Source organism: Streptomyces sp. NPDC043853, from assembly GCF_056436025.1.
The window spans coordinates 109,336-121,505 of the sequence record NZ_JBWKDJ010000007.1; the positions used below are offsets into that span (position 1 = coordinate 109,336).

17 protein-coding genes and 1 pseudogene are annotated in these 12,170 nt (G+C 70.7%); 11 read left to right on the top strand and 7 right to left on the bottom strand.

Features of this window, described 5'->3' with window-relative positions:
- Window positions 1–69 precede the first annotated feature (69 nt).
- The gene (locus AC067U_RS19720; RefSeq protein ID WP_478831016.1) at window positions 70–483 is read right to left on the bottom strand and encodes a hypothetical protein; all 414 of its coding nucleotides are present in this window, start codon (window positions 481–483) and stop codon (window positions 70–72) included.
- A gap of 293 nt (window positions 484–776) precedes the next feature.
- Here AC067U_RS19720 and AC067U_RS19725 point away from each other — a divergent pair, with 293 nt between their 5' ends.
- Window positions 777–1,949 carry an SMI1/KNR4 family protein gene (locus AC067U_RS19725; protein ID WP_478831017.1) on the top strand — a complete coding sequence of 391 codons (1,173 nt, stop codon included), beginning with the start codon at window positions 777–779 and terminating at the stop codon, window positions 1,947–1,949.
- 46 nt (window positions 1,950–1,995) lie between these two features.
- On the opposite strand, the gene AC067U_RS19730 is transcribed toward AC067U_RS19725, so the two are convergent.
- Together AC067U_RS19730 and AC067U_RS19735 are read right to left on the bottom strand one after the other, a co-directional pair.
- Window positions 1,996–2,295, bottom strand: a complete 300-nt coding sequence (locus AC067U_RS19730) for a hypothetical protein (RefSeq protein WP_478831018.1) — start codon at window positions 2,293–2,295, stop codon at window positions 1,996–1,998.
- Complete coding sequence (locus AC067U_RS19735; RefSeq protein WP_478831019.1) at window positions 2,295–2,759, bottom strand: hypothetical protein; 465 nt, start codon at window positions 2,757–2,759, stop codon at window positions 2,295–2,297. Before AC067U_RS19735 ends, AC067U_RS19730 begins: the two co-directional genes overlap by 1 nt.
- A 434-nt stretch (window positions 2,760–3,193) precedes the next feature.
- Here AC067U_RS19735 and AC067U_RS19740 point away from each other — a divergent pair, with 434 nt between their 5' ends.
- The 4 genes from AC067U_RS19740 to AC067U_RS19755 all read left to right on the top strand — a co-directional run bounded on the left by AC067U_RS19740 (window position 3,194) and on the right by AC067U_RS19755 (window position 6,231).
- Window positions 3,194–4,129 (top strand): class I SAM-dependent methyltransferase, encoded by a 936-nt coding sequence (locus tag AC067U_RS19740; protein WP_478831020.1) that lies wholly within the window; start codon window positions 3,194–3,196, stop codon window positions 4,127–4,129.
- A complete protein-coding gene (locus AC067U_RS19745) occupies window positions 4,126–4,638 on the top strand; it encodes a hypothetical protein (RefSeq protein WP_478831021.1) in 513 nt (170 codons plus the stop codon). Before AC067U_RS19740 ends, AC067U_RS19745 begins: the two co-directional genes overlap by 4 nt.
- Window positions 4,639–4,875: 237 nt before the next feature.
- The gene (locus AC067U_RS19750; RefSeq protein WP_478831022.1) at window positions 4,876–5,313 is read left to right on the top strand and encodes a glutaredoxin domain-containing protein; all 438 of its coding nucleotides are present in this window, start codon (window positions 4,876–4,878) and stop codon (window positions 5,311–5,313) included.
- Between the two features lie 285 nt (window positions 5,314–5,598).
- Window positions 5,599–6,231: a class I SAM-dependent methyltransferase gene (locus AC067U_RS19755; RefSeq protein WP_478831023.1), complete on the top strand. Its 633-nt coding sequence runs from the start codon at window positions 5,599–5,601 to the stop codon at window positions 6,229–6,231.
- Window positions 6,232–6,269: 38 nt separating this feature from the next.
- Here AC067U_RS19755 and AC067U_RS19760 read toward each other — a convergent pair whose 3' ends face one another.
- From AC067U_RS19760 to AC067U_RS19770, 3 genes are all read right to left on the bottom strand, one after another.
- Window positions 6,270–6,677, bottom strand: coding sequence for a hypothetical protein (locus tag AC067U_RS19760; RefSeq protein ID WP_478831024.1), 408 nt, complete (start codon window positions 6,675–6,677; stop codon window positions 6,270–6,272).
- Between the two features lie 80 nt (window positions 6,678–6,757).
- Window positions 6,758–7,345 carry a hypothetical protein gene (locus AC067U_RS19765; protein ID WP_478831025.1) on the bottom strand — a complete coding sequence of 196 codons (588 nt, stop codon included), beginning with the start codon at window positions 7,343–7,345 and terminating at the stop codon, window positions 6,758–6,760.
- A 145-nt stretch (window positions 7,346–7,490) separates the two neighbouring features.
- The gene (locus tag AC067U_RS19770; protein ID WP_478831026.1) at window positions 7,491–7,868 is read right to left on the bottom strand and encodes a hypothetical protein; all 378 of its coding nucleotides are present in this window, start codon (window positions 7,866–7,868) and stop codon (window positions 7,491–7,493) included.
- 316 nt (window positions 7,869–8,184) lie between these two features.
- On the opposite strand from AC067U_RS19770, the pseudogene AC067U_RS19775 reads away from it, so the two are divergent.
- Window positions 8,185–8,478 (top strand): annotated as a pseudogene (locus AC067U_RS19775) (MBL fold metallo-hydrolase); the annotation flags it as partial.
- A complete protein-coding gene (locus AC067U_RS19780) occupies window positions 8,477–8,848 on the top strand; it encodes a hypothetical protein (RefSeq protein WP_478831027.1) in 372 nt (123 codons plus the stop codon). The pseudogene AC067U_RS19775 and the gene AC067U_RS19780, both read left to right, overlap by 2 nt.
- An 84-nt stretch (window positions 8,849–8,932) precedes the next feature.
- Here AC067U_RS19780 and AC067U_RS19785 read toward each other — a convergent pair whose 3' ends face one another.
- Window positions 8,933–9,451, bottom strand: coding sequence for a PH domain-containing protein (locus AC067U_RS19785; RefSeq protein ID WP_478831028.1), 519 nt, complete (start codon window positions 9,449–9,451; stop codon window positions 8,933–8,935).
- A gap of 160 nt (window positions 9,452–9,611) precedes the next feature.
- Here AC067U_RS19785 and AC067U_RS19790 point away from each other — a divergent pair, with 160 nt between their 5' ends.
- From AC067U_RS19790 to AC067U_RS19805, 4 genes are all read left to right on the top strand, one after another.
- Window positions 9,612–9,794, top strand: coding sequence for a hypothetical protein (locus AC067U_RS19790; protein ID WP_478831029.1), 183 nt, complete (start codon window positions 9,612–9,614; stop codon window positions 9,792–9,794).
- Between the two features lie 60 nt (window positions 9,795–9,854).
- Window positions 9,855–10,106 (top strand): hypothetical protein, encoded by a 252-nt coding sequence (locus AC067U_RS19795; RefSeq protein ID WP_478831030.1) that lies wholly within the window; start codon window positions 9,855–9,857, stop codon window positions 10,104–10,106.
- A 218-nt stretch (window positions 10,107–10,324) separates the two neighbouring features.
- Window positions 10,325–10,954, top strand: a complete 630-nt coding sequence (locus tag AC067U_RS19800; RefSeq protein ID WP_478831031.1) for an RNA polymerase sigma factor — start codon at window positions 10,325–10,327, stop codon at window positions 10,952–10,954.
- A complete protein-coding gene (locus AC067U_RS19805) occupies window positions 10,951–12,135 on the top strand; it encodes a CU044_5270 family protein (protein ID WP_478831032.1) in 1,185 nt (394 codons plus the stop codon). The genes AC067U_RS19800 and AC067U_RS19805 overlap by 4 nt, the downstream gene beginning before the upstream one ends.
- Window positions 12,136–12,170 lie beyond the last annotated feature (35 nt).

Sequence of the window (12,170 nt, forward strand, 5' to 3'; positions counted from 1 at the left end):
GGAGCGGTTCATCACCCGCAGAAGTAGTACACCTCCTCGGAGGCGGGTCCGGCACGCTGCCGGACGACGTCAGCACGTCAGCACGTCAGCCGTCAGTGCGTCCGAGTCCGCCAACTGCCAGATGTAGCGCCCGCCCCAGTGGCCGGCCATCCCTCCGGCACCGTGGCGGCGATACTCGTCGAGCCGCTTCCGCAAACCCCTCCGGCCGTCCTTCCCTGCCGTCGCCTTACCGATGTAGAAGACCGTGGCACCCGTCACCCAGGCGCTGCCGAGCTCGTCCGCCGTCACCGACGGGTCACGTCCTTTGAGGTGGCCGGCAGGGTTTCGAGGGAGGAACGACGGGGTCTCCGTACTCGTGCGCAGTACCACGTAGATGCCGGGCTCTGCGGGAACTCCGCCGTCACCCATCTCGCGGAACGGAACGAATCCGCGGAAGCCGCGCTCTGTCAGCGTCTTCCGGGTCAGCTCTGATGTCGGACTCATGGCTGGGATCGTGCCATCAACTGTGGCAACGGCGTCGGCGTCGAGTTCTCCTCATCACCACCGCAGTCGCCGGGCCCGCTGTGCTCCCCCGCTGACGCTTCTGAGACACGGTCCGCTGCCTCGCGGAAACGCTCTCTGGCCCTGCCCCCTCACACCAGCGGCGAGGTCAGTAATCCCTGTGGCAGACGCCGCAGTTGAGCCCGCTCCGGTGCGTTGTGTACGACGTGCCTCCGCCTCCTACCGGCCTGGGAAATGCACTGCTCGCCCACGACGCGCCTCGTTACGCTCTCTGGATGATCCACTCGTCGCCGTCCCCGCTGACCCTCGATGCCGCCCGGGACCTGCAGCGTCTCCTCCGTGCCGAGATCGGCCCCGGTCTGACCGAGACGGAGCTCGACGAGATCGAGGCCCGGTTCGGCTTCAGGTTCGCGGCGGATCACCGGGTGTTCCTGGCCGCCGGGCTGCCGCACGGAAACCGTGGCTGGCCGGACTGGCGGCACGGTGACCTCGAAGACCTCAAGGATCGGCTGCGCCGGCCGGTCGAGGGCGTGTTGTTCGACGTCGAGCACAACGGATTCTGGCACCGGTCCTGGGGGCCGAGGCCGACGGGGAGGGCAGCAGCCCTGGGGGTGGCGCGGACCGAACTGGCCACCGTCCCACAGCTGGTTCCGCTCTACAGCCACCGCTACCTGCCCGGGCTGGCGGGGGAATGGGGCCACCCGGTGATGTCGGTCCACCAGACCGACATCATCTACTACGGGAACCACCTCTCCGACTACGTCCGGTACGAATTCACCGGTCGCTCGAGCGGGCCGGGGCGCGCACGTGCGACGGTCGGGTTCTGGTCGTACTTCGTGGAGGGCGACGGCCCGGAGAGTGCAGCCGAGGCCGAGTTCACCACTCCGCACGAGCCCTACGCGGCCGATGCGGCGGAAGCGGTGGAGTACCTGCGCATGCTGGCGCTGGAGCGTCTGGTCGGACGTGAGGTCCATGACCACCAACTCGTAGAGGCCGGATTGACGGCATTGGTGTTCGACGTGGACGCGGCGGCGCCGACCCTGCCGCTCCTCGCGGGCCTGGCGAGGGCCGAGTACGATCAGGCGGCCGAGCTCTTCGACCGGGTGCTGACCGAGCTGGGACGAGCCGGCACCACCGCGAGCCTGCCGGCCGCCGCCGCAGCCGACACCGGCATCTCGTCGGAGTCGGCCCGCTGGGAACTCGTCCGCTGGTGGCTCCGGCTGATCGTGATCGGAAGCGTGGAACCCGCGACCGGCGTCGCCGTCATCACGTACGGCGGCTGGAACATGCTGGCCCGCCCCGAGGCACTGCGGCCCTTGGTCATGCTGGTCGGCACCGGCATGGACCGGAACGGGAGCGAGCCCAGCACAGGCGAGGAACTCGCCGCGGCAATCCGGGCGGAAGCCGAACGCCTGCTGGCCGGAAGCTGGCCGCCGCAGTCGGACTGACCCGCCAATGGCGAGGCAGCGAGGCGTAGCGGCAGAGGTGGCCTACTCACACGCTCGGGAGGCGAGGTCCGTCCAGGTCCTCGATCACGGCCGACGAGAAGATGGTGCCCGCGAGCCATGCGTCCTTGTCCGGGCCCGCGGTCGGGACGATGAGCCGGCGCCGAATCCAGGGGGCCGCCTGCCCGGGCAGGTCGATGGACGCCGCTACCCAGAGCCCGTCCTCGGCTTCGAAGAAAGACAGCTCCCGCAGCCGGGCGCCTCGCTCCGAGAGCGTCTGCCGCAGGCCCTCGGTCACCTCGGCGCGGAACTCGTCGAGGTACTGGGCAAGGGATTCGGGGGTCGCCATCACAGGCATCCGCAGTCGTAGTAGTACGCGGTGATGATGCCGACCGGGCGCCGGTCCCGCGACCGGGAGTCCACGCGCTCGGTGAAGACGACCTTCATGCCACCTGCCCGAGGGTTGGAGAAGGTGTGGCTGCGCAGGTCGCATGTGATCTTGCTGCCGGAGGGGGAACAGTGGCCGCGAGAGAGGGTCTTGTCGATGTCCTTCTTCATATTGGTCCAGTTGGAGATCTCGTCCGCGTGCCCGGACTCGATGTGGCGTTTGCCGAAGCCGTCGATGCCCCCGGCGTCGGCCTGCCCCACGCGCAGTGGCACGTCCTCGCCGTCGGGGCCGGTGTGGGTTGAGTAGATCGTCCAGCTGATCGGATTGGGGTTGCCGGTCGCGGCCGGGGCCGACCAATCCGGCAGACAGAGGAGGCTCAGGGCCGCAGTGCCGGACACGAAAGCCCGCCGGAGCCAGGTCCTCATGAATGCCCCTTCTGATTTCTGACGAACGGCCCGTCCCCGTGGCGGACCACGGCGCAACCCTCCCCAGCCCGCCGGAAGAGGGTCAAGGCAGCCACTCCCCGCGCCGGGTGAAACCACCCGGGCGAGGGGTTGTGTCGGCGTCAGTACCATCGAGGACCCCGCGGGCGCGTTCGGTAGCTGAACCGTGCACTCCGGCCGGCCGAGTACTGGCGGCCGGTTCCGACACTCGACCGTGACGACGGGCGACGACACCCGCGTGAAGAATGCGCGGCTGGGTGGCCGGCCGGCGAGCAGGTGACCCGGCTGTCCTTCGCCGCGGGCGGACCCGGCGCGGACCGCACCGACTCCGCGAACGGCCGGAACGGGGTGGCGTGAGGTGAGCTGGGGCAGGCGGCCTGAGGGGCCCGGCAGGCGACGCCGTAGGGTTCTGCCCCGTGCACCAGTTTGAGATATCCGATCTGATCACGGCGGTGGATCCGCGCAGCGGCCGCCGGATCCCGGTCCGGCGCGACGAGGTGATCCGGCAGCTCCTCGACAGCGGCGACAAGCGTGCGGCCGGGATCGTCGCCGCGCTGCCCGCCGACCGGGACGGCGTGCTCGATCCGCACGCCGTGGACCGTCTGCTCGTCAGTGTGCACACCGAGCTCCAGCGCCTGAGCGAGGAGCTCCGCGTCGGGGACCGGCTGGTCGACCTGCTCGGTCCGCTGTTCGCTGCGATCCGGGCGACCGGCCGGCACCCCGGGCCGTACCGCCTGGTCGACGTCGGTTGCGGTTTGGGCTACCTGGTCCGCCGGCTGGCGGCCACCGCCGCCCTCGGGTCGGACGTCGAGCTGGTGGGCGTCGACCTCGATGCCGCACTGGTCGGGGAGGCCGAGCGGCTGGCCCGCGCGGAGGGGCTCGGCTGCCGCTTCGTCCACGGAAACGCCTTCGACCTTCCGGAGGCCGCGACCGTCTACGTCTCCACCGGTGTGCTGCACCACTTCCGTGGTCCGGCCCTGGCCGAGTTCTTCCGGGCCCAGGCCGCCTCACCGGCGCTTGCCTTCTGCCATTTCGACATCGCCACGACCCGCCTGGCGCCCATCGGCGCCTGGGTGTTCCACCGCGCCCGGATGCGTCACCCGCTGGGCCGTCACGACGGCGTCGTCTCCGCGCGGCGCGCACACAGCGACCGGACGCTGCTGCGCGCCGCGGCCGCACCCGGGATACGGCCGCTGCTGTACGAGCCGCGCGGCTCGGTGAACCCGTTCTGCACCACGTTGCGGCCGGTCATCGGAGTGCGCCCGCACCTGGAGGAGCCGCTCCGCCTGGCACTGGGGCGGGCCGCGCGCCGGCTGATCGGCCCCGAGCACCTGGCCGAGGACGCCGGATGACGCCCGCCGTCCTGCTCGCGCTGCTCGGCCTGGTCGACGCCTCGTTCAGCGGCTTCCGCGCCTACGCCGGCCGTGACGCCCGTATCCGCAAGCACCGGGCGACGGCGCGAGCGGCCCTGCGCGGGCTGGCCGTCGGGGCCGTCCTGCTGCTCGCTCCCGCGCTGACCGCCGCCGCCCTGCTGCTGACCGCGTCCGACCGGGCCTCGACGTTCGACACACTGGCCGCCGGAGGTCTCGGCTACCTGCTGCCGCTCGCCCTCTACGCCGCCGTCGTACTGCTCTCGCTCGCGGCGTACCTCACCTTGCCGTTCCGGGCCAGCACCCTCGCGGTGGTCATCGGCCTCGGCCCGCTGACCCTGCTGCGCCCGCTCGCCATCGTCGCCGCCTGTCTCGGGGCGCTCGTCAACGGCGGCGGCGTGCCGGCCCTGCTGGTCGGCGCGGTCGCGGGTGCCGCCGTGCTGTGCGTGGAACCCCTGGTGCACCGACGCTGGTACCGGCAGGTGCTCTGAAGCCCGGCCGTCGGACAGCGCCTGCGGCCCGTCCCGGGTCGTCCGAGCCAGACGGTTCTCGCAGGATGTGCGGGCATTGGTGGAGGAAGTCGGCTCGCGGGCCGCGGTGCTGAGGGTGGCCGCCCGAGCGCCCCCGCCGGAGGCATCGTTCTGACGGTCGGCCGACGAACCACCGCTCCGGGGCACTGGCACCCGCACCGGCACCAGTCATTTCGACGCTCGATAGCCTGCGTCGTCATGACGCGCGTTTGGATCCTGCCGATACTGCTCGTGCTCTGCGGGTCGGCCACTGCGACCGGGCTGATCTCCAGCGGGAGCCCGGGCGAAGCCGCAGCACTTCTGCTGGTGTTCGTGCTGCTCGCAGTCGTGCACTCGCCTCTGATCTTTCCGAGGTCGATCAGTGCGCTGGAGGCCCAACGCCGCAGCGCGGCCGACGGCCGGCCGGTCGTGTTCTGGCGGCCGGGCTGCACGTACTGCCTGCGACTGCGCATCCGGCTGGGCCGTCGCGCCCGCCGGTTGCACTGGGTCGACATCTGGCGCGACCCTGCCGGCGCGGCAGCGGTGCGGGCAGCCAACGACGGGAACGAGACGGTGCCGACGGTCGTCGTGGCGGGCCGGCCGCACACCAACCCCGACCCCGCATGGGTGCGCGAACAGCTCTCCGCTTCCGGATGATCGAAATGATCGAGATGATCCGGTGCTGGGGAGGAGCTGACCGCCGAAGCGGTCTTTGCGCCGTCCGCGCTCGTCGGGTGGATGGATGATCGAACGGGGAGCAGACATCTCTCCGCCCTCGGGCCGGTCGGCCCGGTGCGTATCGCGAGCGCGGCCCAACCGGTGGCGACATGCCTGGTCCTTGGCACGTAGGGTAAACGTCGGTTCTCCGGCGCCGACACGGCCGTCCAGCACGCTGGCGTCCGTGCCCAGGCCGAGTGCGTCCGCCGTGGCAGGGTCGGGGCCATGCCTTTTGATCACAACGACCACTATCACCCTCTGCTGTTGCGCCAGGTGCCGCGGAACTGCGGTGCGGCACTGGATGTGGGGTGCGGGACCGGCCAGTTCGCGCGTCGGCTCGCTCACCTGGGCATAGAGGTCGATGCGATCGATCCGTCGGAGGAGGCCATCGCGGAGGCTCGCGCGCTGTCCGGCCGGATGACCGGTGACCGGAGTCCGCGCTTCCAGCACGCGGACGTGACTGAAGTCGAACTTTCCAAGGCGCACTACGACTTCATCGCGTGCCTCGCCAGCATCCACCGCATGCCGTTCGACACCGTCGCCGCATTGCGTGACGCGCTTGCGCCCGGCGGGGTCCTCGTGATCTTGGGGTGCTATCCGGAGAAGACCCGGCTCGACTGGGCCTGGAGCCTGGCAGCTGTGCCCGTCAACGCCGTCGCCAGGCTGGCTGTCGCCGTCAGGGACAAACTCCGCTCTGTCTCTGCTGCGACTCGTCGGGAAGGGGTGAAGGCGCCGGTGAGACAGCCGGCCATGCCCCTGGCCGAGATCCGCCGGGAAGCCGCGGTGCTGCTGCCCGGATGCAACATCCGCAGGCTCCTCCTCTGGCGTTATCTGCTCGTCTTTCGCAACCACGGCTGACGGGACCACGTGGTGTTTCCCCTCTGCTCCGCCCCGCATCAACTGCAGGTCCCGATCACCGTGGTCCGCGGAGCGGGAAGGCGGCTGACTCGGTTTGTCCCTGCAGCGGCTTGACGGAGCCGAACGATCTCCTCATGCTGTGCGGCCAGCCGGGCCAGGGCCTGGCTGCGGAAGTCGCTGAGCTCATCCACTGTCCCTTCCGACCGGGCCAGCCGTTCCCGGAGCTTGGTGTTCTCTGCCTTCAGCCGGGCAATCTGGGCTTCGCGAGGATCGGGGATCTCGCCGGTCTCGCGCATGGCGTCCAGACGTCGCTCGAACTCGACGCGGAGGTGTGCGTAGGTGCGAGTGCCGTAGAAGGCCGTGCGGTCGACGCCCGCTTCGCGGGCGAGGGTCTGGACATCGCACTTTCCACCGGGCGGGAGCTGTCCGCGCAGGAGCCGGTCCATGGCGGCCCGGATGCGATTCTCGTTCTCGACCCGGGCACGGGGACTGGGCCACTGCGCGCCCTTCGCCCTTCGCCCTTCGGTCAGTAGGTGTGGCGGGAGACCTTGAGGATCTTGCACTCGTACTTGTCGCCGGACTTGGAGTCGTGGGCGATGGAGTAGGCGACGGCGCCGGCCTTGTCGTCGGTGTACTTCTGGCCGGGGGCGAGGTTCTGGGCGGAGGACCAGATGTCGGCCTTCTTCGCGCCGTTCACCAGGATCTCGCCCTCAGCCAGGTACGAATACCGCCGGTCTCCGCTGTTGGTGTACTCCAGCTTGGCGGAGAACTCCTTGATGCCGAAGTCTCCGTTGACGACCTTGCAACTGGTGACCTTCACGTCCGCGGTGATGTCCGGTTCCGCGTTCGGGGCAGCGGTGCTGCCGGAGTTCCCGGCGCTCTGGGACGGCTTGACCTGCGCCGAGTCGTAGTTCTTGTCGAGTTCCTTCGAGACGTCGTCAGCGGCCTTGCCGACGAGGGCGGTGCAGCCGCCGACGAGGATGAGGCCGAGGACGGTGGGGATGCCGCAGCCGAGGGCGATCTTCGCGCCGGTGCTCATGCCCTGCTTGGGGGGCTGGGGGGCGGGGTACTGCGGAGGCTGCTGGGGGTTCTGCGGGTAGCCATATCCAGACACGACGGGGTGATCCTTCGAAGAAAGCGATTTCCCCAGGTCATGCGGTGCGGCGCGATGCGGCAGGGGCGGCGCCATCATGACATACCGAAATGGAACTTGCACGTTCACATTTCGAGGATGCGTGCATATCCGGTGGAGCGCGCCCCTACCGCGGGCCCTGCCCCCAGGGCACGGATCCCTCCGGGTCAAGGGCGTCCGCACGGTCGCGGAGGTCCGCCGCGATGTCTTCCCAGGAGGGGCTGTGTGCTTCGAGGCTGAGGGCCGCTTCCCGCATCAGGGCTGGGTCGTCGGGCCGCTGGAGCAGGATCAGGCGGTAGGAGAGGTTGCGGACCCACACGGGCAGGAGACCGTCGACCACGTGCGGGCACAGTTCGCGCAGCATGGCGAGGATCGCCTCGGCATCGGCGAAGGTCAGCTCCTCCGCAAAGTACATCCAATGGTGCTCGCGGGCTTCGCAGTCAGGTGTCGGACCGTACGCATCGCCCCAGATGCACCGGGCGTGCTCCGTCAGAGTGGTGTGCATGCGTGGAACGTACGTGAAGGCCGATCCGGCCCGGTCCACGGCCGACGGTCACCCGTCGATGGTCGATGCTCTGGAACCCACCGTAAAGCAAAATCATTGCGTCTAGCGAGCCGTCCACCTCCGTCTCCGTGCGACGAACCGGCCACTCGTCCGACGCGACGACCTTCTCGCCACGAGCCGTGTACGCACCGCCACCTCGTGCACGCCTGCGAGGAGCGGCGCCTTCGGCCCGGAAGGAAATGGCTCGGCAGGGCCGGAAGCACTCGTTCAGGCTGCGCGAGCAAGCTCGCGAGCAGGCTGGGTCTGCTCGTAGGCGCAGATGTTCCGCGACTCCGTGATCCCGGTGGAGGAGGCGGGGCTGCTCGACCTCGTCGACGTCCCCGCAGACGGCGTCGAAGTCGTCCCGGGCCTGCGACTGATCCCCACCCCCGGGCACACCCCCGGCCACATAGCCCTTGAGCTGACCAGCCGCGGAGATACGGCACTGATCACCGGCGACTGCATCCACCACCCCGTCCAACTCGCCCACCCCACCATCGGCGCCTGCGTCGACATCGAGCCCGAGCGGTCCGAGACCTCGCGCCGCAACCTGCTCGGTTCGCTCGCCGGTGCTGCAGCTCGCCGACCGCGCGAACCAGTACGGCACGATGCTCCCGGCCGAGCTGCCGGACGGCAGCCACGAGGTGTGGGTGGGTGCGCCGCTGCGGGTGCACCGGCGGTGCGACGAACCGACGTTCTCCATCGGCAACGCGGTCGCCTACGACGGCCTGACGGTGCCGGGGGTCGCGCCCGGGCAGCGCGATCCGTACGTCTACCGGCCGGCCGGCAGCTGGGTGGACGTGGCGGGCGGGGAAGCGGACGGACACTGGATCCCGGAGGAGGGCCGGGCGCTGCGGCGCATCCTGGAGCGGCTGCGGGACCCGCGGGCGTGGACCTGGCGAAGGACGTGTTCGTCATCAGCCCGTTCCGGCAGGGGCTGACGGGCTGACGGGCTGACGGGCTGACGGGCTGACGGTGAAAGGCGAACGGGCGGTGCGGGCCGAGCCGGGCTGCGGGGCGTCCGCTCAGCCCGGGTGGGTGTCGGAGGGCCGGCCGGGGGAACGGGGTGCGCGGGGTCCGGGCGGGGTGCTGCCGCCGAGGGCGGTCCGGACGCCGTTGAGGAAGGCGACCTCGTTGTCGAGGTCGTACCGCTTGCCCGCGACGTACGGCAGAGGAAGCTCCTGGCCGTCGGACAGCACGGCGATCACCGTCCGCCCCGCGGCCCCGCCGGTCCTGCGACCGCCGGCCGACGGTCCGCTCGGCCTGATGTCCCCGATCTCGGCCCAGCTGAGCCGGTGGGTACGGAGCAGGACGCGGACCCGGAGACCGTCGCGGTCGGCCCTGGTGTTCCGGAACACGGCGAGCAGCGCCAGCACCGTGGATGCCGATATCGCGACGCTGGCGAACGCGGTGACACCGGTCGAGAACAGGTCTCCCGACCAGGCGAACACGATCCACCCGACGGCCATCGTCGCGTAGAAGACCTGCAGCACCACGTCCCACCGCCCTGCCCCGTACCGACGCGGCAGTTCACTCGACCCCATGGCGTCCCCCTTCGGTCCCCTACCGACGTTCTCCGCCATTGGACCTCCGTGCCACGCGAAAGGTTGCACGACAGCCTCGTTCCGCCGGGCTTCGCCGCGCACCGGCCGACGCACCGTCACCACCAGTCACAGCCTGGACGGACGGCTCGTCAGTGTCGTCGTGCCGACGCCGGAGCCCGACAGGGAGACCCGGCACCGGCTGCTGGAAGCGGACGCACTGCGTCCGCTCGGCCGGCTGGGCTACCCGGTAGTGGTGGGCGAGGACGTGACCCCGCTGGCGAACGGCACCTGGCTCACGCGTGACGAGGACCGGCTGCACCGCTGGTCCCCGGGGCACGCGTAGGCTCGCGACCATGACCCGTCCGGCAGAGCGGAGTGCCCGACCGTGATGCCCCCACGGTGCGTGATCTGCGCCGCCTCGCCGGGTTCGGGCGGTGAGCCCGGCGATTTCACTCTGGTGTACTTCCGCGCCGTGGCGCCGCCGCTTGAGCGGGAAGGGCATCCGGAGAACGCCCTCTGGTTCTGCAAGGACCACGTCCGGTACACGGTGGGCACGACGGACCTGAGCGCGATCCTCGCCATGGTGCACATCCGCGCGGCGGTCCGGCGCAATGCCAAGAGCCTCTGGCCTTTGACCGGCACGAACACGCCCTGACCGGTGGGAGTGCGGCGGTGTGCGGCGGTGTGCGGCCCCTTCGCCTGCCAGGCTGACCTCCATGTCTCCGCCGTCCTCACCTGGGCGCGGCGATGAACGAGGAGACCGAACCCAGGGGGCGGAACCCGGGGGCCGACGGAGCGGCCCCCGGTCCACGTGACGCAGGTCACGGGAACCCGGCCGGGGATGCCGGACAGCCGACAGGAGTGACCACAGACATGCGAACCCGGGTGCGGGCCGGGGATCCGGACGCCTATGCGGAGCTGTTCGACAGATACGCCCGCACCCTCTACAACCACGCCTTCCGGATGACCGGGGACTGGACCGTCGCGGAGGACGTGATGTCGGCGGCCTTCCTGGAGGCGTGGCGGCTGCGCGGCACGGTCGACCCCGAGGGCGGATCGCTCCGGCCATGGCTCCTGGGCATCACCACCAACCTCGCCCGCAACCACTGCCGCAGCAACCGGCGCTACCGGGCCGTGGCTGCCGCCGCCGCGGCGGCAGCGGGTGCCGCGTCGGTGCCCGACCACGCCGACGAGGTGGCCGGCCGGCTGGACGACCGGCGGCAGATCGCGGCCACCCTGGCGCAGCTGAGTGCGCTGCGCGGGCCCGAGCGCGAAGTCCTGCTGCTGTGCCTGTGCGAGGGCCTGGAGTACGCCGAAGCCTCCCGGGTCCTCGGCATCCCGGTGGGGACGGTGCGTTCCCGGCTGTCCCGGGCCCGTACGAAGCTGCGGAAACGCGCCGACGCGGAATCGAGGAGGAACGGGCGGGAACTCGCGGCTCGGTCCCGACAGACATATGACGACCGCGCGAAGCCGGTCCGGCCCGCACAGGAAGGACTCCGATGAACTCCGACCTCTCCCGTCCCCAGTCGGCAGGCCGGGAGGAGCAGCCGCTCCTCCTGCCGTTCACCGAACGGGAACTGCCCGCGGGCCGCCACCAGTTCCACAAGGAGCGCCTGATGGCCCAGATGCACGAAGACCTCCGAGCCGCCGACTCCAACACCTCCACCACCTCCACCACCTCCACCACCTCCAACGCCGACGCCGTCGCCGGCGCCAACGTCAGCGCCCTCGCCGCCCCGGCCCGTGCCGCCAGGCCGCGCAATCCGTTCCTGCGCCGTGCGGTCCTCGTGCCCGCCGCGGCCTTCGCCCTGGCCGGCGCGCTCGCCGTCGGCTTCGTCTCCTATGTAGACCGTGCCACGGACGGGCCCGGAAACAGGGTCGCCACAAGTCCGGCGATGACCACCCGGATCGGCGCCGCCGACCCCCGGGGCACCGCGCAGCTCCTGGACCGGATCTCCCTCGCCGCCGCCTCCTCCTCGTCCGCTTCCGGACCGTCGGTGCGATCGGACCAGTTCATCTACATCGGCAGCAAGACGGCCACCACCTACGTGCGGACCGTCAACGACGAGCACACCCTGGTCAGCGAAGAACTGCACATGCGCCACCAGTGGAACTCCCCCGACGGCACCAAGGGCTGGCTGATAGAGCCCGGCAACACCGGCCCGGACGGCGTGACCCTGGAAGGGAAGGACGAGAAGGGACAGACCCCGAGGGCGACCCTCAACGCCCCCAGCTACGAGTACCTCGCCGCTCTGCCCACCGATCCCGACGCGCTGCTGCGGCGGATCCACCAGGAGACCAAGGGCCACGGCAACAGCCCTGACCAGGAGGCCTTCACCACGATCGGCGACCTGCTGCGCAGCAGCTACCCCCCGGCCGAACTCACGGCCGCGCTGTACAAGGCCGCTGCGAAGATCCCCGGCGTGGCGACGGTGGACGACGCGGTCGACGCCGCGGGCCGCCACGGAATCGCCGTCGCCCGCCTGGACCAGCAGACCGGAAGGCGCGAAGAGTGGATCTTCGACCGTCAGACCCTCGCGTTCCTCGGCGAGCGCACCGTCCAGGTGCAGGGCGAGTCCGGCGAACAGGGCCTGATCAAGCCCGGAACGGTCGTGTTCACCAGCGCCGTCATGACCCGTGCGGTAGTCGACCGGATCAAGGAGATGCCGGCCACGACCGGCTGACCGCCACCGGCCCGGCCCCTCCGGCTGGGCACGTC

Excerpts from the sequence above, each read along its gene's own strand:
- AC067U_RS19720 (WP_478831016.1), bottom strand. The coding sequence starts at position 483 with ATGAGTCCGACATCAGAGCTGACCCGGAAGACGCTGACAGAGCGCGGC.
- AC067U_RS19725 (WP_478831017.1), top strand. The coding sequence starts at position 777 with ATGATCCACTCGTCGCCGTCCCCGCTGACCCTCGATGCCGCCCGGGAC.
- AC067U_RS19730 (WP_478831018.1), bottom strand. The coding sequence starts at position 2,295 with ATGGCGACCCCCGAATCCCTTGCCCAGTACCTCGACGAGTTCCGCGCC.
- AC067U_RS19735 (WP_478831019.1), bottom strand. The coding sequence starts at position 2,759 with ATGAGGACCTGGCTCCGGCGGGCTTTCGTGTCCGGCACTGCGGCCCTG.
- AC067U_RS19745 (WP_478831021.1), top strand. The coding sequence starts at position 4,126 with ATGACGCCCGCCGTCCTGCTCGCGCTGCTCGGCCTGGTCGACGCCTCG.
- AC067U_RS19750 (WP_478831022.1), top strand. The coding sequence starts at position 4,876 with ATGACGCGCGTTTGGATCCTGCCGATACTGCTCGTGCTCTGCGGGTCG.
- AC067U_RS19755 (WP_478831023.1), top strand. The coding sequence starts at position 5,599 with ATGCCTTTTGATCACAACGACCACTATCACCCTCTGCTGTTGCGCCAG.
- AC067U_RS19760 (WP_478831024.1), bottom strand. The coding sequence starts at position 6,677 with ATGGACCGGCTCCTGCGCGGACAGCTCCCGCCCGGTGGAAAGTGCGAT.
- AC067U_RS19770 (WP_478831026.1), bottom strand. The coding sequence starts at position 7,868 with ATGCACACCACTCTGACGGAGCACGCCCGGTGCATCTGGGGCGATGCG.
- AC067U_RS19785 (WP_478831028.1), bottom strand. The coding sequence starts at position 9,451 with ATGGGGTCGAGTGAACTGCCGCGTCGGTACGGGGCAGGGCGGTGGGAC.
- AC067U_RS19800 (WP_478831031.1), top strand. The coding sequence starts at position 10,325 with ATGCGAACCCGGGTGCGGGCCGGGGATCCGGACGCCTATGCGGAGCTG.
- AC067U_RS19805 (WP_478831032.1), top strand. The coding sequence starts at position 10,951 with ATGAACTCCGACCTCTCCCGTCCCCAGTCGGCAGGCCGGGAGGAGCAG.